This is a genomic window from Parasphingorhabdus litoris DSM 22379 (genome assembly GCF_020906275.1).
Lineage (GTDB): Bacteria > Pseudomonadota > Alphaproteobacteria > Sphingomonadales > Sphingomonadaceae > Parasphingorhabdus > Parasphingorhabdus litoris.
This window is the reverse complement of the sequence record NZ_CP086727.1, coordinates 334,205-352,720: the sequence shown is the minus strand read 5'-3', so window position 1 is coordinate 352,720 and position 18,516 is coordinate 334,205. Positions and strand designations below refer to the sequence as shown.

Annotated in this window: 16 protein-coding genes; 7 read left to right on the top strand and 9 right to left on the bottom strand. The window is 55.7% G+C overall.

Translation table 11 applies throughout. From position 1 onward, the window contains the following. Positions 1 to 621, bottom strand: coding sequence for a glutathione S-transferase family protein (locus tag BS29_RS01785; protein WP_229955434.1), 621 nt, complete (start codon positions 619 to 621; stop codon positions 1 to 3). A gap of 132 nt (positions 622 to 753) precedes the next feature. Between BS29_RS01785 and BS29_RS01780 the strand changes: the two genes are divergently transcribed. Further along, a complete protein-coding gene (locus BS29_RS01780; protein WP_229955432.1) occupies positions 754 to 1,272 on the top strand; it encodes a TetR/AcrR family transcriptional regulator in 519 nt (172 codons plus the stop codon). Beyond that, positions 1,273 to 2,229, top strand: coding sequence for a YeeE/YedE thiosulfate transporter family protein (locus tag BS29_RS01775; RefSeq protein ID WP_229955430.1), 957 nt, complete (start codon positions 1,273 to 1,275; stop codon positions 2,227 to 2,229). Here the strand turns inward: BS29_RS01775 and BS29_RS01770 are convergent. The 3 genes from BS29_RS01770 to BS29_RS01760 are packed head-to-tail and all read right to left on the bottom strand — an operon-like array spanning position 2,216 to position 4,772. Next, complete coding sequence (locus BS29_RS01770) at positions 2,216 to 2,695, bottom strand: asparaginase domain-containing protein (protein WP_229955427.1); 480 nt, start codon at positions 2,693 to 2,695, stop codon at positions 2,216 to 2,218. The genes BS29_RS01775 and BS29_RS01770 overlap by 14 nt on opposite strands. Continuing rightward, positions 2,695 to 3,195: a DUF3291 domain-containing protein gene (locus BS29_RS01765; RefSeq protein ID WP_229955425.1), complete on the bottom strand. Its 501-nt coding sequence runs from the start codon at positions 3,193 to 3,195 to the stop codon at positions 2,695 to 2,697. The genes BS29_RS01770 and BS29_RS01765 overlap by 1 nt, the downstream gene beginning before the upstream one ends. Beyond that, positions 3,192 to 4,772, bottom strand: coding sequence for a lysine--tRNA ligase (locus BS29_RS01760; RefSeq protein ID WP_229955423.1), 1,581 nt, complete (start codon positions 4,770 to 4,772; stop codon positions 3,192 to 3,194). The genes BS29_RS01765 and BS29_RS01760 overlap by 4 nt, the downstream gene beginning before the upstream one ends. Positions 4,773 to 4,884: 112 nt before the next feature. Here BS29_RS01760 and BS29_RS01755 point away from each other — a divergent pair, with 112 nt between their 5' ends. From BS29_RS01755 to BS29_RS01740, 4 genes are all read left to right on the top strand, one after another. Then, positions 4,885 to 5,472 (top strand): NnrU family protein, encoded by a 588-nt coding sequence (locus BS29_RS01755; protein ID WP_229955420.1) that lies wholly within the window; start codon positions 4,885 to 4,887, stop codon positions 5,470 to 5,472. A 3-nt stretch (positions 5,473 to 5,475) separates the two neighbouring features. Next, positions 5,476 to 8,262, top strand: a complete 2,787-nt coding sequence (locus tag BS29_RS01750) for an ATP-dependent DNA helicase (protein WP_229955417.1) — start codon at positions 5,476 to 5,478, stop codon at positions 8,260 to 8,262. Continuing rightward, on the top strand, positions 8,259 to 8,801 hold the full coding sequence (locus BS29_RS01745; RefSeq protein WP_229955415.1) for a SixA phosphatase family protein: 543 nt from the start codon (positions 8,259 to 8,261) through the stop codon (positions 8,799 to 8,801). Before BS29_RS01750 ends, BS29_RS01745 begins: the two co-directional genes overlap by 4 nt. Before the next feature lie 104 nt (positions 8,802 to 8,905). Next, positions 8,906 to 10,564, top strand: a complete 1,659-nt coding sequence (locus BS29_RS01740) for a M28 family metallopeptidase (protein ID WP_229955414.1) — start codon at positions 8,906 to 8,908, stop codon at positions 10,562 to 10,564. A gap of 52 nt (positions 10,565 to 10,616) precedes the next feature. On the opposite strand, the gene BS29_RS01735 is transcribed toward BS29_RS01740, so the two are convergent. After that, positions 10,617 to 11,033, bottom strand: a complete 417-nt coding sequence (locus BS29_RS01735; protein WP_229955412.1) for a MerR family transcriptional regulator — start codon at positions 11,031 to 11,033, stop codon at positions 10,617 to 10,619. Positions 11,034 to 11,053: 20 nt separating this feature from the next. Then, positions 11,054 to 11,353, bottom strand: coding sequence for an integration host factor subunit alpha (locus tag BS29_RS01730; RefSeq protein WP_229955410.1), 300 nt, complete (start codon positions 11,351 to 11,353; stop codon positions 11,054 to 11,056). A 113-nt stretch (positions 11,354 to 11,466) separates the two neighbouring features. Here BS29_RS01730 and BS29_RS01725 point away from each other — a divergent pair, with 113 nt between their 5' ends. Next, positions 11,467 to 12,276, top strand: a complete 810-nt coding sequence (locus BS29_RS01725) for a thioesterase family protein (RefSeq protein WP_229955408.1) — start codon at positions 11,467 to 11,469, stop codon at positions 12,274 to 12,276. A 24-nt stretch (positions 12,277 to 12,300) separates the two neighbouring features. Here BS29_RS01725 and BS29_RS01720 read toward each other — a convergent pair whose 3' ends face one another. The 3 genes from BS29_RS01720 to BS29_RS01710 are packed head-to-tail and all read right to left on the bottom strand — an operon-like array spanning position 12,301 to position 18,400. Beyond that, on the bottom strand, positions 12,301 to 15,546 hold the full coding sequence (locus BS29_RS01720; protein ID WP_229955407.1) for an efflux RND transporter permease subunit: 3,246 nt from the start codon (positions 15,544 to 15,546) through the stop codon (positions 12,301 to 12,303). Beyond that, a complete protein-coding gene (locus tag BS29_RS01715; RefSeq protein WP_229955404.1) occupies positions 15,543 to 16,904 on the bottom strand; it encodes an efflux RND transporter periplasmic adaptor subunit in 1,362 nt (453 codons plus the stop codon). The genes BS29_RS01720 and BS29_RS01715 overlap by 4 nt, the downstream gene beginning before the upstream one ends. Further along, positions 16,904 to 18,400, bottom strand: a complete 1,497-nt coding sequence (locus BS29_RS01710; RefSeq protein WP_229955402.1) for an efflux transporter outer membrane subunit — start codon at positions 18,398 to 18,400, stop codon at positions 16,904 to 16,906. Before BS29_RS01710 ends, BS29_RS01715 begins: the two co-directional genes overlap by 1 nt. Between the last annotated feature and the right edge of the window lie 116 nt (positions 18,401 to 18,516).

Genomic DNA, 18,516 nt, shown 5'->3' with positions numbered 1-18,516 from the left:
TCAACAAGCGATGCTCGGACGAGCTTCTACATTTGTGCGCCATTGCGCAAGATGTTTGCAATCGTCAGGCGTTTCCACACCGGCAAAATCGGCAAAGCTCAGACCAGCAAAAGCTGTAATGTCGGCGACCGAAAATGCATCGCCTGCCAGATAGGGTTGCTGAGCCAAGACTCCGTCAAGATAGCGCATGGTCGAAACGGCACGTTCCTTTTGATGATTGCCCCATTCGGCGCATTGATAGGTTTCTATCGCTTCACCCAGTCCCGGCGTTGCATGATGGAAATAAGTTCCCACCGCATCAAGCAATCCCGCTTCGGCGCGGCGCTGCATCATCGCAATGATGCCACGCTCTTTTGGTGACTCGCCTGTCAATTCCTGCTCACCAGCCAGGCTATCGATATATTCCGTGATCGCACTACACTCCGATATGGTCGTTCCATCATCCAGCTCCAGCACCGGTATGGTCGCTGATGGATTTTTCTCCAGAAATTCAGGTTTCCGATGCTCGCCCTCAGGAACGTTGACAGAGATAAATTCCACCTGATCAAACAGGCCCTTTTCTTTCAGCGCAATGCGAACACGGGCGGGATTGGGGAAACCTTCAAAATCATAAATCTTCATAGTCAGGGCCTTTCTTGTTAAATTACCTATCGATAGGTAGGTATCACTGGAATCATACTTGATCAACCCCTATCTTGTGATAGGTAAACATCATCAGTTGGAGCAGGGACCATCAGCAAGCGCGATCAGATATTGGATATTGCCGAACGCGGCTATCGACAGGGCGGTTTTGCGGGACTTAGCTTTCGCGACATTGCCGCTGCGCTCGATATGAAAAGCGCGTCTGTGCACTATCATTTCCCGCACAAAGAGGACCTCGGGAAAGCCGTGGTCGAACGCTACACGGAAAATTTGCTGGATAGTCTGGGCGCTCCGGATGCGGCTAGTGATTCGGTAAAGAACCGCCTCGCCCGGCTGGTCGGAGCCTATCGTGCAGCCTATGCCGAAGGGGAAAGCAGCTGTCTGTGCGCAGTCCTGGGGTCCGTCAGCCCGCAATTGCCGCCTGCTGTGCAGGAGGCGGTGAACAATTATTTCACGCGGTTGATGACATGGACAGAAACGGCTCTGGCGGAAGCGATGCCGAGCACAAATCTCAATGCCGCCCACATTATTTCAGCCTTGCAAGGCGCCATGATCTTGTCTGTCGCTATGAGCGATGCACGTTATCTTGACGAGGTCGCGGAAGATCTCGCCAAAAAGAGCGGCGTTTAGGTGACGGCTTTTCTCATCATTCCTTTGGCTTTTCTGCTCGGCTTTGCGCTTGTCCGGGCGGCCACCTGCACGGTCGCAGCCACAATGCGCTGGATTGATGATGGCAAGACGGACTGGTTATTCGGTCTGCTTATCGTTGCCTCCTGGGCGGGACTGGTGCTGTTTCTTCTGCTGCAATATTCCGGGCGCGCGCATATCCCGGTCGAGATCGAAATTGGCTGGCAGCTATTTTTCGGGGCGGCGATCATGGGTGTGGGCGCGCTCATCAATCGCGGCTGTTTTGTCGGCACGGTCGGTTACATCGGTGCAGGCAAGTTCAGCTATGTCCTGACCTTTGTCGGTCTGGCGCTCGCCATGCTTTTGCTGCGCGTGGATATGTTGGATCCTTTTGAACCGGTCGTGACCAAAGGCCGGACAGCGATCGCGGAGGATATTGCCAAACAGGGTGTGCTCGTCGGTTTTGCTGCTCTGTCGCTGGTCAGCCTTTGGTTGATTATCGTCAAGCGCGATATGGCGATGCTCGCCTTGCTTACCGTTGGCATCACGGCCGCGCTAATTTACGGTACGCGTCCGGAATGGTCCTATGCGGCGGTTCTCGACAGTCTGCTCGCCGGACAAGGCCTTTCCGTTGGTATGACGGTCGAGCTTGCGGTCATCGCCCTATTCGCGGGCGCCGTTGTCAGCAGCTGGCTCAAAAACCGGTTTCATCCCCAATTCGGGACCTGGAATCTGGCGGCAACCAATCTGGTCGGCGGCTTCCTGATGGGCATCGGCGCGGCCGCGGTGCCGGGCGGCAATGACGTTTTGCTCTTATGGACTGCCCCCGGGCTCACACTTTATGGCGCAGTCGCTTATCTGGTGATGATTGTGACCATTGCAATCATGCTAGTCGCCATGCCTTATGCAACAAAAGCCCTTGCCAATGGTCCCTGGTCCAAAAAACCTATGAGCGAATGAACCGGTGCGCGTCGCGATCCTTTTTGGCGGTCGCCGGATCGAACACCTCTCCGTTCATCGCAATATAGACGCCGTGCGCTAGGGTCTGGGTCGCCGCCAACGCAAAGCCCACATTAAACTCGGCATCGCTGTTGCGCAAAGTTGCCGGTTGCATCGCGCCGGTTAGCACGATCGTCTTGTCCTTTATATCGGCCAACAACTTCCCGGTTTGCACCATGGTATCCGTGCCATGGGTGACAAGAATCTTGTCTGCATCGCTGGCTGCCACAGCGTCATATATGGCCTGCCGATCGTCGTCGGTGAGCTCCAGACTGTCCTTGCGCATCAACTGTGTCACGCGGTGCGGAACATAGACGTTATTTTCCGCCAATATATCCGGCAAGGGGGTCGGTCCGATATGATATTCCGACAGCGCATCGAAATAGATTTTGTCGATCGTCCCGCCGGTGGTGAAGATATCAATCATCAGGCGCATTCATCCAATACGGGTGCAGCCGGCTTTCCGTCCGGTGCGGGGAATGTTTGGCGAAAGGTAAAGGCCTCTGCTGTCGGACCATGTTCCGCGAGATGCGCGATTTTGGCCATGCCTTCTGCAACAGTGGGTTCATGCCCGACCGGTACCCACCAGAGCGCCTGGAAAACGTCCATTTTTTCAAACCATTCCTTGCGGCGACGCATGAAGGACAGATGGTCAGGCTGACGATATACAAAGGCGCCCAAGGCGTCGACATCACTCCAAACCGACATGTTGACCAAAAGCTGCGGATCGCTCTCATCCGGCACAATATCGGTAGCGTCATTGCCATCACCGACCAGTCGCCAGACAAAACCCGGTGACTGTTCAGCGATCGCATTCACATCGTCCAGAGCATTCATAAAGTCGGCATTGGCCGGGTCATCACGATGGTGAATGAAACGGCCCACGTTGATCTGTGCCAGATTATATTCCGTCATGCCACTACTCATGCCAGCGCCTCCGCTATCAGTTTGCGCGTATTATCAATACCGTAGAGAGCAATGAAGCTGCCCATGCGTGGTCCTTGGGAGCTGCCCAGCAATGTCTCGTACAGCGCCTTGAACCAGTCGCGCAGGTTGTCGAAACCGCCCTCTTTGCCGATGGTATAAACAATCGTCTGGATATCTTCAGCCGCAGCATCATTAGGCAATGCAGCAAGCTCGCTGTCCAGCCGTTCCAGCGCCGCAACTTCCACGCCAGCTGGTTTTCGGCGATATAGGGTCGGGGCGATGAAATCCTTGTGATAAGCCATCGCATTGCCGATCAGCTCATCCAGATCTGGATATTTTTCCGGCGTCGCATCGGGCGCATATTGGCGCAAATAACCCCATATCTGTTCGCGATCTGCATCACCCATGACGCCGACCAAGTTCAGCAGCAATCCGAACGTTACCGGTATCGTATCCGATGGCACATCACCGCCATGGACATGGTGCACGGCGTTGCCCAACTGCTTGTCGGGCGTCTGCTCATGCCAATTGGCGCGGAACTGAAAATACTCATCCACGGCTTTGGGAATCACGCCCATATGCAGCTGCTTGGCTGATTTGGGTTCACGGTAGATATAGAAAGCAAGGCTGTTCTCGGAACCATAGCGGAGCCATTCGTCCAGTGACAAACCATTGCCTTTGGACTTCGAAATCTTCTCGCCTTTTTCATCAAGAAACATTTCATAGATCAGGCCATCAGGCTTGCGCGCACCCAGCACCTTGGCAATCTTGCCGGACTGCACGCCGCTGTCGGTCAAATCCTTGCCATACATTTCATAGTCGACGCCCAGAGCGACCCAACGCATTGCCCAGTCGACTTTCCATTGCAGTTTGGCACCGCCAGTCAGCGCATTATGCTCGATCATCTCGCCATCATCTTCAAAGCGGACAATGCCCGCTTCCGCGTCGACAATCTCGACCGGGACTTGCAAGACATGTCCGGTTTTCGGGCTGATCGGTAGAATCGGCGAATAGGTTACCTGCCGTTCCTTGCCGAGCGTAGGCAGCATGATATCCAATATCTGCTGATTGCGCGCCAGCACGAGCTTCAACGTCTCGTCAAAGGCGCCGGACGTATATTGTTGGGTTGAAGACATGAACTCATAGTCAAAGCCAAAGCGGTCGAGAAACTCGCGCAGCATGGCGTTATTATGCGCCGCAAAGCTCTCATATTTCCCGAACGGGTCTGGCACCTGCGTCAATGGCTTGTGCAGATGTTCGGCCAGCATATCCTGATGCGGGACATTGGTCGGTACTTTGCGAAAGCCGTCCATATCGTCGGAAAAGGCGATCAGCCGCGTCGGGTTACCCGTCAATGTTTCATAGGCACGACGGACCATGGTTGTCCGCAAGACCTCGTTAAATGTACCGATATGCGGCAGGCCGGACGGGCCATAGCCGGTTTCGAACAACATGGGCTCGCCACCAGGCTTAGGCGCTGGCGCACCACGCTCACCGCGATAGCGTTTGAGCAATTTGCGGGCTTCTTCAAATGGCCATGCTTTGGATTGCTGTGCTGCTTCACGATAATCGGTCACGATGTGATAGTCCTGTTAAATGAGTAGTGATGTTTATTTTGCTTGGTTCTGCGCCAATAGTGGCATTACCGTCTATAGCAAGTTAGAACAGCACAAAAGCAGGAGATTTCAAATGGGTGCATTGATCGCGGGCGTGTTGCTCTGGAGCATCGTTCATCTCGTCAAATCGGTGGCTCCAGGTCTTAGAACCAACATAAGAGCGAAGATCGGCGAAGGCCCGCATCAGGGGCTGGTGGCCGTGCTGATCATCACTGCGATAGCCTTAATGGTTTATGGTTGGCGCACCGCCCAATATGAATTCGTCTATGATCCCCCGACATGGGGCCGGCATCTCAATATGCTATTGATGGTCTTTGCAATTTTCCTGTTCGGCGCCGCGCAAGGCAAATCCCAGATCAAGCAATTTATCCGCCACCCGATGCTGACCGGGATGCTCATCTGGGCCGCCGGGCATTTGCTCGCCAATGGTGACAGTCGCTCGGTGGTCTTGTTTGGCGGCCTCGGCCTCTGGGCATTGATTTCCATCTTTACCGTTTCCCGCAACGAAGGCGCTTGGGTGAAGCCAACCGAAACAGCCACTGTCGGCCGCGAGATACTGGGCTTTGTCATCGCGCTAGTGCTTTATGCGATCCTGTTCGGAATGCATCGCTTCTATGCTGGTGTCGCTCTGGCGGGTCCTAACGCGCCCGGATTTTCGTAAATTTTGACGGACGGCACATCCCCCTATCCTTCGCTGGCCTATCCCGCGCTCCATGCCAGTCATAGCGGCATCTGGATTTGCGGCAGCGACGGCGTATCCCGTGCAATTGGGAAGGGCGAGGCGATTGGCTGTGTCGCGGAGACCCCGCATATCCTGCTCAACGCACCGCTTATGGGGCAGCGATTGGGCTATCCTGATCTGTCCGGTCTTGATCTGCTGGAGCTGTTTGCTTTCATTCATCCGGCACAATTTGTCGTGCCCACGCCAGCCGGTCTGGCCAAGACCCTTGGTCTTGAACCGCCCGCTCAGGAAGCCGATATCGCGTCCCTATACCGGGAGGCCGCCAGCCACCTGTTGGCTGGACTGGAAGCGCCCCATTGGGCGGAACGCGAAGGCGCGTGGAGCAGCGCGCAGGCGCTCTATCGGCTGCGCTGGCCTTGGGCAGGAGAAGTATCCAGGCGCCTTGAAAAGCCAAGTCAAAACGAACGTTGGCTATTTTCCAAGCTCGAAGAATGGGAAGAAGAAACGTCGCGCCCTGCCCCGCATTCAGTAACCTTGGACGAATCCGCAACGCTGGCGCAGCTTGGCGCTTTAACCGGCAAAGGATCGGAAGAACGCGAAGGTCAGAAAAGCTATGCCGCCGCCGTCGCCAAAATTTTCAACCCGCGCCGGGCAAAGGGGATTCCCAATATGCTGCTCGCCGAAGCAGGGACTGGCATCGGCAAAACCCTCGGCTATCTCGCGCCGGCATCTCTTTGGTCCGCAGAGGCCGGTGGTGCGGTTTGGATTTCCACCTTCACCAAGGCGCTGCAACGGCAACTCGACCGCGAAACCAGGCGCATTTACCCGGACGAAAATATCTTCCGCAAGAAGGTCGTCGTTCGCAAAGGGCGCGAAAATTATCTCTGCCTGCTCAATCTGGAAGACGCGCTGCAAGGCGGCTTTGCCGGTCGGGCTGCGATCCTCGCCCATCTTGTCGCGCGCTGGGCGGCCTATAGTAAAGACGGCGATATGGTGGGCGGCGACTTGCCGGGATGGCTGACGACTCTTTTCCGACGCAATGGCTCTACAGCCCTGACCGATCGGCGCGGGGAATGCGTCTATGCGGGCTGTCCACATTATCGCAAATGTTTCATTGAAAAAGCCGCACGGGCGAGTCAGCAGGCCGATATTGTAATTGCCAACCACGCGCTGGTCATGGTCAACGCTGCGCGCGGACGGGAACAGCAGAACGCCCCCACGCGGCTGATTTTCGACGAAGGCCATCATCTGTTCGACGCGGCGGATTCCATGTTTGCCGCGCGCCTCTCGGGGCAGGAAGCGATTGAGATACGCCGCTGGGTAATCGGTCCGGAAAGCAAGAACCGCGGACGAAGGCGCGGATTGGCAGCCCGGCTTGGCGACCTCGCCTCCTATGACGATGAAGGTGGCCGTGCGATTGAAAGCGCGCGCCATGCCGCCGAAGCGCTGCCTAGCGACGGCTGGTTGCAGCGCTTGTCCGAAAGCGAACCATTCGGACCAGTAGAGGCGCTGCTCGGCGAGGTCCGCCACATGGTTTTCGCCCGCGACGAAAGTCAGAGCGCGGATGCTGGCTATGGTCTCGAAACCGAGCTGACCGATGTCGAAGGGCCGATGATTGACGCGGTCGCCAATGCAGCCGAAGCGATTGATGCGCTGCTCAAGCCGTTGGTACGGCTTGGCCAGCGGATTGAACATCTGATCGAGGAAGGTCCGGACTGGATGGATGCCCCGGCAAGGGCACGCATGGAGGGTGCCTTGTCGAGCCTTGGTTGGCGCTGCGACACCTTGTCCGGCTGGCTCGCCTTGTTGTCGCGCATTGGTGGTCCAGCGGATCCGGATTTTGTCGACTGGCTGATGATCGACCGGTTTGAAGGCCGCGAATATGATATCGGCATCTGCCGCCACTGGCTTGACCCGACAATTCCGGTCACTGAAGTGGTCACCAAGCCAGCGCACGGCCTGATGATCACATCGGCGACGCTGAAAGGCGGCGGCGACTGGGAGACAGCCCGGGCGCGCAGTGGCGCGGTACACCTGGATCAGACAGTACAGGAGTTTGAGGTGCCCAGCCCGTTCAATTATGCGGATCAGGCCAAGGTCATCATCGTCACCGATGTGAAGCGCGGGGATATGGCTGGGCTGGCCGGAGCATATGCGCAGCTGATCGAAGCGTCGGGCGGCGGCACGCTCGGCCTGTTCACCGCCATTCGGCGGCTACGCACCGTCTATGCCCGCATTGCCGACCGCATGGCGCAAAGCGGTTTGCCGATCTACGCGCAGCATGTTGATCCCATCGATACCGGCACGCTGGTAGATATTTTCCGCGATGATCCAAAGGCCAGCCTGCTCGGCACCGATGCTTTGCGTGACGGTGTGGACGTACCGGGACGCAGCCTGCGTCTTGTCGTGATGGAATCCGTACCCTGGCCGCGCCCGGACATATTGCACAAGGCCCGGCGCCTGGCGGGCGGCGGCAGCGCTTATGACGACCGGATCATCCGCGCGCGTTTAGCGCAAGCCTTTGGCCGGATCATCCGCCGCGCCGACGATCATGGGCATTTCGTGATCCTGTCATCCGCTTTTCCATCCCGCCTTTTGACCGCTTTTCCCGAGGGCGCGCCGATTGAACGGATGCCACTCGCACAGGCTCTGGCAGAAATAAAAGCGGCTAAAACCAAAACTGTGCAATCCAGTCTTTCCCCTGACATATCTTTCGGGCATGACGCTCCGCAGAGGGACAGGATGGACGATAAATCGGGCGGACTATGAAAAAATTGACACTGTTGCGGCACGCAAAATCCAGCTGGGATGACCCCGTAGCCAGAGATTTCGACCGACCGCTAAATGACAAAGGCAAACGCGCCGCTGCGATCATGGGCAAATTTATCAAGCGCAATAATCTCGCCTTTGACCAGATCCTCGCCTCGCCCGCTGTTCGAGTTATCGAAACTTTGGAGCATGTGGAGCCAGCCAGCGGTCTGTCTTTCGAACCGCAATGGGATCGCAAAATCTATCTCGCGTCTTCGGTCACGTTGATGGATGTACTGCGCGGCGCCAAACCGGACGCCGACCATGTGCTGATGGTCGGCCATAACCCGGGCCTGGAAGACCTGATCTTTGATCTGGTGCCCGATGATGGATCATCCGAAGCCCGCGGCGAAGTGGAGGTTAAATATCCCACGGCTGCCCTCGCGGAGATGACCCTGAACATCGACAATTGGTCAGACATTAAAGACAGTTGCGCCGCTCTGGACCGGTTCACGCGGCCCCGCGATCTGGATCCGGAATTAGGACCGGATTACGTTTAGAAACGAATCCTGGGGCTGAGATCATTCATCCGAATGAAGTTGATGGCATTATATTTTTAAATTAGTTTGCTAGCATGATGTTCAGGTCCAACATTTGGATTGTCATGTCGGGTCTGTTGTTGTCGGGCCTGTTACAGTCATGCGTTTCGCCTCATCGCACGGTAACCACCGCTGAAAATGCAAGGAGCGCGAGTTCAGCCACTATCAAAGCGCATATGGCGTTTCTCGCTGATGACCTTATGGAAGGGCGTGAGGCAGGAACAGTCGGCGAAGCCCGATCTGCCTTGTATATCGCAACCCAGTTTGAGGCCCTTGGCCTCAGCCCGGCAGGAGACAAGGGTGGTTTTTTCCAAGCGGTCCCTCTTCGCGCAGCACAGTTGGACATGTCGGATTTTGAATTCTCTGTCCGCGGAGCTGGGCGGCGACAGCTTTTTGAAAATGGGGGTGATGTTGCTGTATCAGCGAGCTTTGCTGACACCAACTTATCTATCAATGGAGATGTCATATTCGCGGGGCATGGGATTATCGCTCCGGAGTTGGGACTTGATGATTATGAAGGCCTGGATGTAGCCGGTAAAGTCGTTGCTGTTATTGGCGGTCCACCGCCCTTCTTGCCGTCTGAAGAAGCGGCCTATTTTGGTTCCTCAAACCAAAAACGCCTCATGGCCGAAGCGCGCGGTGCAATCGGCGTAATCATCATTTGGACACCGGCACTAGAAAAACGATATCCTTTTGATCTTTTTAAAACCGGTTTTGACTCCTGGAATATGACATGGATAACAAGGGCCAAAAAACCGAAAATCGAAGCACCGCAAATCGCCTTGAGAGCGTTCGTCCGTGGTAATGCCGCAGAGGCGCTTTTCGAGGGAACACCAATCACAGCTGCTGAGGCAATTGCTCAAAGCAAAGACGGTTCGGTCAAGGGATTTGCATTGAAGACGAGTGTCGCGCTGTCATTGCAAACGAAACATGATGACACTCGGCAGTCGCAGAATGTAGCCGCGTTGTTACCAGGCTCAGACCCGGCACTATCCAACGAAACCATAGTGCTGACAGCGCACTATGATCATGTTGGTATTTGCTCCCCCGAAGAAGAAGATAAAATCTGCAATGGCGCATTGGACAATGCGATTGGTACCGCGCTCATGTTGGATGTTGCCCGCATTTTGGCCGCGCAAAAAGAAGCGCCCGCCAGACCGATCTTGTTTTTGGCGGTCGGCGCTGAGGAAAAAGGCCTTCTTGGCTCCGATTACTTCGTTACGTTTCCCACGGTGCCAAGGGAGAATATTATCGCGAACGTTAACCTGGATGGCGCATTTCCTTTTTATGATTTTGGCGACGTCATCGCCTTTGGCGCGGAACAATCCCAAATGGGAGAACAGCTTGAGCAGGCAATTATACCAATGGGCTTGACCCTCGCTCCAGACCCGTTCCCAGAGCAGGGTATATTCACTCGTTCGGACCAATATTCCTTTGTAAAACGGGGAATACCGGCGCTATTTCTCTATAATGGTTTTACCGACACAGACGGTCAGAACAAAGGCCAGGCTGTCTGGGATACATTTCTCGCAGAACATTATCACAAGCCGACAGATGATTTGTCATTACCGATCGATTACAAAGTATCGGCCAAGTTTTCAGACGTGTTTCGTTTGCTTACGCTGAAGGTCGCCAATGCGCCGGCCGCTCCGCTATGGTATGACGATAGTGTGTTTGGGAAACGCTTTGCTGCGGATCAACCTAAAGCGCAGCGCGAGCCTTAGCCTAGTTAAAAATGTCACAAGATTGATGATCTGCCGAGTATAATATTGTCAGTCACGCCTGGTTAAGCGCACTCGACAATTTGTCACGCACCATTTTCAGATCTTTGACAATCTGCCCGTTATCTTTGTTGACAGTTGCGGCCATCGGCAGAGCAGGCTGGTCCTGATTGTCCGGAACCACCGGCGCCGTTTGCCGATTCTTGCGCGAGGTCAGATATTTGCGCGCGCCCTTGATCGTATAGCCTTCTTCATTGAGCAGGCGATTGATGGTTTTCACCATCTCGACATCTTCAGGGCGATAATGCCGACGCGAGCCGGCACGTTTCAGCGGCTGGAGCATTCCGAACTGGTCTTCCCAATAGCGCAAAATATGCGGCTTGATGTTGAGCTCTTTGGAAAGCTCTCCGATGGTTCGGAATGCGCCGCTGTCTTTTGAGATATTATCTTTGTTGGTGCTGTCTTTGGTCATACTATACTCGACCCTTCAGCTTATCCGGCCGCAATAATGCGGTCGCGCATCGTCTGACTGGCACGGAAGGTGAGCACCCGGCGCGGCGCAATTGGCACTTCGACACCAGTTTTGGGATTACGGCCCGTGCGCTCGCCTTTGTCGCGCAAAACGAAGGTGCCAAAACCCGAGATCTTCACATTTTCCCCGTTTACCAATGCGTTGATCATATGGTCCAAAATGGACTCAACCATGACCGCGCTATCGGCGCGCGAAAGGCCAACCTGACGATTCATCGTATCGGAAAGATCCGCGCGTGTGAGAGTGCTGCTGTAGCTCATATAAAATATCTCCTAGTAAGAGATTGAAAACCCTACATATCGCATAGAGCAAATTGGGAAATATGTAAATCTTAACAGTGGATTTCGGTGGTTTCTCACGATAAGCCGCTCTGATGACCGATCAGATGACCAAAAACACCGATAAAATGGTGACATTAACAGATCTTTTGAATCAATGCGGACCAGGCGGAAAGGCCAATCCGATCACCCTACCACAAGGCTGGACGCAAGGGCGCACAGCCTTTGGCGGATTGTCGGCGACGCTGGCCTATCATGCCGCGAGTCATATCGAAGACGGCCTGCCCGGTCTGCGTTCGGCGCAAATTGCCTTTACAGGCCCCCTTTTTGGCGCTCTGACGGCGGAGACCAAAATGCTCCGCCGGGGCCGGAATACCGCCTTTGTCCAATCGGAACTTTTTGGCGACAAGGGACTCGGCCTACATTGCAATTTCATCTTCGCCAGTCAGCGCGAAACGGCGATAACAACCCACGACATGACACCGCCAGACTTTCCGCCGCTTCCCAAAGACGAAGAGTTGCACCGCGGGCCAGAACAGTTTTTCACGTCAAAAATGGAGTTTGTCGGAAAGCGGATTGATACCAGCATCAAGACCAACCGATTGACACGCTGGATGCGGCTGGCCGACCGAGATGGCCTCGACCCAATGGCGGAGATATTGTGCATGGGCGACGCCCTGCCGCCCTCAATCATGGGGATGCTCGATAAAAATGCGATGGTCAGCTCAATGAACTGGCAGGTTAATGTCATTGCCGATCATCCGGCAACGACCGATGGCTGGTGGCTGATCGATTCGCAGACCCATCATGCCGATCATGGCGCCAGCAGCCAGTTTATGAGCATCTGGAACAGCGACCGGCAATTGATCGCAACCGGTATGCAAAGCGTGGCTTACTACGCCTGACGACAGGGCATCGTCCTGCCAGTATCAGGCCTCTGCTGGCGTTTCCGTGCGTGCCGTCCACCAGTTTTTAAACCGCTGCTTGCCGCGAAATTCGAGGACCGCCAAGGCCGGGATCAGCAGTTGCAGGATCACCGTTCCGAACAAGACACCAAAGCCCAGACTCGCTGCCATCGGCACCAGAAATTGCGCTTGCAGGCTGGTTTCAAAGGTAATCGGCGCGACGCCAAGAAAGGTCGTCAGAGATGTTAACATGATCGGACGGAAACGTGATTTCGCGCCTTTCATGATCGCATCCTCAATTGGCATGCCGTTTCGCAGATTCTCGTTGATAAAATCAATCATGACCAGCGATCCGTTGATGATGACGCCGGCCAAAGCGGTAATCCCGAACACGCTCAATATGACCAGCTGTATATCCAGCAGCATATGACCGATCAGCGCGCCGATGATACCGAACGGGATCACCGCCATGATGATAAGGGGCTGAAGATAAGACCGAAACGGGATTGCCAGCAAAGCATAGATCGCGAGGAATGAGAAGGTCAAAGCAGGGAAGAATGCGTCGAAGGATTCCGCTTGCTCTTCCTGTTCACCGCCCATTGTATAAAGCAATTGCGGATAGTCCGCCTGCAGACGTGGCATGATGTCATTGTCGAGGGCATTGGCAATTTCCTCACCAGTAACCACCTCATCATCCAGATCGGCCGTAACCGTTGTCACGCGGCGACCATCGGTCCGGCGGATGATCGACGGTGCCTGCCCGAACGACACCTCTGCCAAAGTGCCCAAGGCCACCTCGCCGCCCGGGACACGCACGCGGAAGCGTTCTACATCCGCAACGGAATTGCGCTCGGCTTCCGGCAGGCGGATATAGACCCGAACATCTTCGCGCCCACGCTGTACGCGCAGCGCTTCGCTGCCGAAAAAGGCCGCACGGACTTGCGAGGCGACATCCTGCAACGTGACACCAAGGGTCCGCGCCTCCGGTTTGAGGCGCAGCTGAATTTCCTGCAGCCCCGCATCCTGATCGGACTCGATATCAAACAAACCGGCAAAGCGGTTAAGCTCTACCATCAGCTTTTCGGCAGCGGCCTCGACAATGGCGGGATCGGGATCGGACAGCTGGACATTCACCGGCGCACCGACAGAGATCAGCTCCGATGCAAAGACAAGCGAGCGCGCTTCAACGACAGGACCAACGGCATCACGCCATGCATTCTCAAAGGCTTTCGCCTCAAGATCGCGCTGATCACCGGGGATGAAGCTGAACTGCACGCTGGCGAGATTGGAGGCCGTATTGCCGCCATTGGGTTCGGGACCACCACTGGGTGCGGCCTGACCAATCCGGGTAAATATGCCGCGCAATGGCGATTCTTCATCTTCCGGTCGTCCCGATTGATAGTCGGCAAAGGCTTTGCGACCACCCTCTTCGATCAGCAAGGCGATCTTTTCAGTCTGTTCAATGGTTGAACCCGCCGGCATTTCCAGGCTTGCCGTCACGACATCGGCCTCAACCGATGGAAAGAAACCAACTTTGATAATGCCAGCCGGAATCAGCGATCCAAACACGATCAACAAAGCCACGGCACCAGCCAGAATGACATAGGGCATGCGAATGGCAAAATGCAGCGCGCGATCCAACGGACCATCAACAAAGGCCTGATAATATTCATTCACCTTGCCCTGCACGCGTTCAAAGAACAGAGTGATCGGATTGGTATGCGGCCCACCTGGCGGCGGCAAATGGCTGAGATGGTTGGGCAGGATCAAGAGCGATTCGATCAAGGACAAGACCAACACACAAACGACAACCAGCGGGATATCGGCGATGAGCTTGCCGATCACACCGCCGACGGAAAATATGGACGAAAAGGCCGCAATAGTTGTCAGAACCGCAAAAATAACCGGCATCGTTACCCGGCGTGCGCCGGTAACCGAGGCACCGAGCCCGGTGCGCCCGCTTTCCCGCTGGGCGTAGATATTCTCGCCCACCACAATGGCGTCATCAACCACCAGACCGAGCGCGAGTATGAAACCAAAAAGTGAGAACATATTGATACTCGAACCCGCCAGATCGAGCAGAAAAATCGCACCGATAAAGGTCACGCCAATGCCGACCGCCGTCCATGCGGCCAGCCGAATATCGAGAAACAGCGTAAGAGCCATAAGGACGAGGACAAGACCAATGGCCGCGTTTTTCAGCAGCAGGCTCAAACGGTCGTCGAGCAACTCGGAATCATCGCTCCAGATCGCATAAGACACACCTTCGGGCAGGGTCGGTTTAAAATCTTCTTCAAGATAGATGCGCACCGCTTCTGCGACATCTAACACCCGTTCATCGCTGGTGCGAAAGACTTCGACAAAGGCGACCGGTTTGCCATTATAAAGCGAAATCAGGTCGGAATCTTCAAACCCGTCTTTGACATTCGCAACCTGACCCAAGCGGATCAGCGCGCCATCCTCGTTGCTGACCAGAACAATGTCTTCGAAATTCTGCTGGTTGTAATTCTGGCCGATCGTGCGAACACGTACTTCTTCATCGGCTGTATCAATCGAGCCCGCCGGACTATCGAGGCTGCTCGCCGCAACGGTCCGCGAAATATCATTGAGTGACAGACCCAAGGCCTGAAGCGTATTTTGCGAGACTTCTACCGATAGCTCATAATCGCGAATCGAACTGGTATCGACAAAGGACACTTCATCCAGCGCCGCCAGCGAGTCTTCCAATCGGTACGCCACTTCCTTCAGCGCACTTTCCGATACATCGCCAAAAATCGCTATTCGCACCACGCTTTGCCGCGTTGTCAGCTCCCGCACATCCGGCTCTTCCGCTTCGTCGGGAAAGGTTTGGATCTGGTCAATCTCTGCTTTGACATCATCCAGCGCCCGGTCGATATCGGTACCCAATTCGAGCTGCACGGAAACCGAACCCGATCCCTCATTGGCGCTCGCCGTCACTTTTTTGACGCCATCGACCGCTTCCACGGCTTCCTCGATTTTCTGGACGATGGATTCTTCGACTTCATCTGGTGTCGCGCCGGGGTAGGCAACGCTCACCTGCACCGTGTCGAGGCTGTTTTCAGGAAAAACTTCCTGCACAATCGTGCCGAACGATGCGATCCCGGCGATCAGGAAGAACAGCATCAGCAAATTGGCAGCTACCCCGTTGCGAGCCATAAACGCAACGACACCGCGCTGTTCCATCACCTCTTTGCTGGGTATCTCCGGCCCCGATGGAGGCGTACCGGATGGATCGGCCGGTGCGTTCATGGCGCTTTGTCCGCCTTGGCTTTCTTGGGTGTCGGATTGGCGTTGGACGAGGCTTCTTTTCTGGCCTCGGCAATTTTTACACGCTGACCATTTGTTGCCGCTTTCAAGGCGCTCAAAATCACCACTGGCTTGGCACCCAAACCGGCCGTGCTGATCAATGCCTGTGTATCCGTGCGCTGATATATGTCCACTTTGGCGATGCGCAGCTTGCCGTCTTGTACCAGCCAAATCTGATTGCCGGGCCGCAGGGCCGCAAGCGGGAGCACTGCATATTGATCGAGTGCCCGGCCGGTAATTTCAGCGTCGACAAAACTGCCGACAAACAACGGCGGCGCGCCTGATGCACCGGCGGATTTCTGTCCCTCTTTCTGGGTCACCGCCGGAGCACCACCGCGCAGCGGATTGGGGATACGCAGGAACACATCAATCGTCCGGGTCTGCGGGTTGAGGACGCTGTTCGCCCGATCAACATAGGCCTGCCAGCGATAACGCGTGCCGCCATAATCGGAATAGACTGATGCCTCGATGCGGCTGCTGCCCGGTCGCCATAGCCCTGGGATCAGAGCAGCTTCACTTTCAGACAATGGTATGACCGCTTCGAAATCAGCGGTGCCGACCATTGAACCGAGCGACTGGCCCGGTGCAACATAGCTGCCCAGCGCAATATCCTCAGACCGCACGACACCAGCAAAAGGCGCGCGCACTGTCGTTCGCTTCAGTGCGGTTTGCGCATCGGCCAATTGCGCTTGGGCCCGGCGCAGCGCAGCCCGTGCGGATTGCAATTGTGGTTCACGCGTCGCCAAACCATTGGTTGATGCAGAGCTAGCACTTTCGTCCTCCGCGCTCTGCTTCTGTTGCAATGAATCCGGCGGCAATATCCGCGCGGCATAGTCGCTGTCATCCACGCTCGCATAGGCGCTGTTGCTGGCACCGCGCTTCTGAAAGCGTTCAAGCTCGGCCCTGGCCAGCGTCACTTCCTCCCGCGCTTCCATGACCGCGACATTTTGCGAAGCGACATCCGCCTGTGCGGTCTGGACGGCATTGCGATAATCCGATGTATCAATACGAAAAAGCGTCGCGCCGCGCGCCACTCTTTGGCCTTCACGCAGGCCGGGGTTCACATAGACAAGTTTGCCTGCAACTTCGGCGGCGAGAGTGAGTTCTTCACGCGCACGGACAGTGCCTGAGCCCTCAATCATCAAATTTCCGGATCGAATTTTCAAAGCCTCCGCCTGCACCAGCGGTATATTTTCTTCTTCTGGCTTCTCGGCAGGTTCGGGCCGCAAAAAGATCAATAGTGCGGCTATCACAATAGCTGCCAGCAGGATCAGTCCGCCGATAACGCGTTGACGGTGCACTATTTGTCTCCTTCAATTTCGGATGCTGGGACCGCTGTGTCGTCATCAGCAACGGGTGCAGCCGCTGGTTTTGCATCCCAGCTGCCGCCAAGCGCGCGGTGCACCGCCAGACGGGCCAGAGCTACATCTCGCGCCGCCGAAGACAGGGATGACTGCACCTGATATTGCGCGCGTAGCGCATCAAGATAGTCAATATAGCTGCCTACACCTGTGGCAAAGCGGCGCGATTGCAGCTGCGCGGCGGCGTCCGCTTCTTCGAGCTGGGAAAAGAGAAAGCGATACCGTTGCCGCTCTTCTTCATAGCCTTCAATGGCCGCGCCCACTTCTTGATACGCGGTCAATACGGTCCGCGCATAGACTGCCGCCTGTTGTGCATATTGTGCGTCTGCCGCTTCGATATTTGCCCTTATCCGACCACCTTGAAAGAGCGGCGCAGTCAGATTGGCACCCAGATTGAGTATCCATTTGTCAAATATGTCGAAAAGGCCTGATGGGTTTCCGGCCTGTGTTCCGGTGCCGGCAGACAGGCTGATCGAAGGGAAGCGTTCGGCCTTTCGGGCACCGAGATTAAACCGCGCCGATTCCAGGCGTTGCCCTTCCGCATAAATATCCGGTCGCTGCGCCAGCAGATCAATAGGCAGGCCAGAGGGAATCGGCGTAAAAACCAGCTGAGGCGCAAGTTTCTGACCGAGAAACTCTTCCATATTATCGGAATAGCGCCCGATCAGCACCGCCAATTGCCCCTCGGTCGCAGCCAGCTGTCGTTCGCGCTGCGGCAATCCGGCTTGGATATTGCGAAAATCCTGACGCACCTGATAGAGTTCGAAAGATGACGCCAAACCGCGCCTGTAGCGATTTTCGGTCTGCTCCACCCGGTCGCCCAGCACGTCGATAATCCTGGTCGTCAGGGCAATCTGATCCCGGGCATCGACTATATCGAAATAGGTGGTGATCGTTTCTGCCATTACGGCGAGACGTGCGGCCTGCAAATCAGCAGCGGCCGCGATCGCATCTGCGCGCCCGGACCGGGCATCATTGCGCAAGCGGCCCCAAAGGTCGACCTCGTAAGAAAAGCCCAGGCCCGATGTATAGCTCTCCACCTGAAAGCGCGAACCGCCGGCCCCGCCGCCAAATCCGGTGCCAGCAGTAGGCGTATCGGAATAGCTGCTGCCAAGCTCAGCATTGACCTGCGGGAAAAGGCCGCTGCGGGACACGCGCGCTTGTGCTTCTGCTGCGCGCAGCCGGGCGGCTGCTTCTGCAAGATCAAGATTTTTAGCTAAAGCTTCATCGAGCAGCGCATCAAGAATCGGATCTTGAAAAGATGTCCACCACTGCGCCGGCTCATAGGCCCCGCTTGCGACCACCTTGTCATATTGCTGAGGCACCCCGGCAGCGATCTCGGGCGCTCGCGAATCCGGCGCCATGCTGACACAGCCGCTCGCCAGCAGCAAAAGCGCTCCGGATGATAGAATTGCTCTGACGGATTGATTTTTCACAATAGGGGCACCGTTTCAGCGGCTTGGGAACTGCCAAGCCCTTATTAAGTGCCACCGAAATAAATGAACGTCAACGTTTTATTTGAACGTTCGCGTTCACTTTGCTAGAGAGACAT

Bases quoted from the DNA above. Each gene is read 5' to 3' on its own strand.
- BS29_RS01785 (WP_229955434.1), bottom strand. From the start codon at position 621: ATGAAGATTTATGATTTTGAAGGTTTCCCCAATCCCGCCCGTGTTCGC.
- BS29_RS01770 (WP_229955427.1), bottom strand. From the start codon at position 2,695: ATGATTGATATCTTCACCACCGGCGGGACGATCGACAAAATCTATTTC.
- BS29_RS01765 (WP_229955425.1), bottom strand. From the start codon at position 3,195: ATGAGTAGTGGCATGACGGAATATAATCTGGCACAGATCAACGTGGGC.
- BS29_RS01755 (WP_229955420.1), top strand. From the start codon at position 4,885: ATGGGTGCATTGATCGCGGGCGTGTTGCTCTGGAGCATCGTTCATCTC.
- BS29_RS01745 (WP_229955415.1), top strand. From the start codon at position 8,259: ATGAAAAAATTGACACTGTTGCGGCACGCAAAATCCAGCTGGGATGAC.
- BS29_RS01740 (WP_229955414.1), top strand. From the start codon at position 8,906: ATGTCGGGTCTGTTGTTGTCGGGCCTGTTACAGTCATGCGTTTCGCCT.
- BS29_RS01735 (WP_229955412.1), bottom strand. From the start codon at position 11,033: ATGACCAAAGACAGCACCAACAAAGATAATATCTCAAAAGACAGCGGC.
- BS29_RS01730 (WP_229955410.1), bottom strand. From the start codon at position 11,353: ATGAGCTACAGCAGCACTCTCACACGCGCGGATCTTTCCGATACGATG.
- BS29_RS01725 (WP_229955408.1), top strand. From the start codon at position 11,467: ATGACCGATCAGATGACCAAAAACACCGATAAAATGGTGACATTAACA.
- BS29_RS01720 (WP_229955407.1), bottom strand. From the start codon at position 15,546: ATGAACGCACCGGCCGATCCATCCGGTACGCCTCCATCGGGGCCGGAG.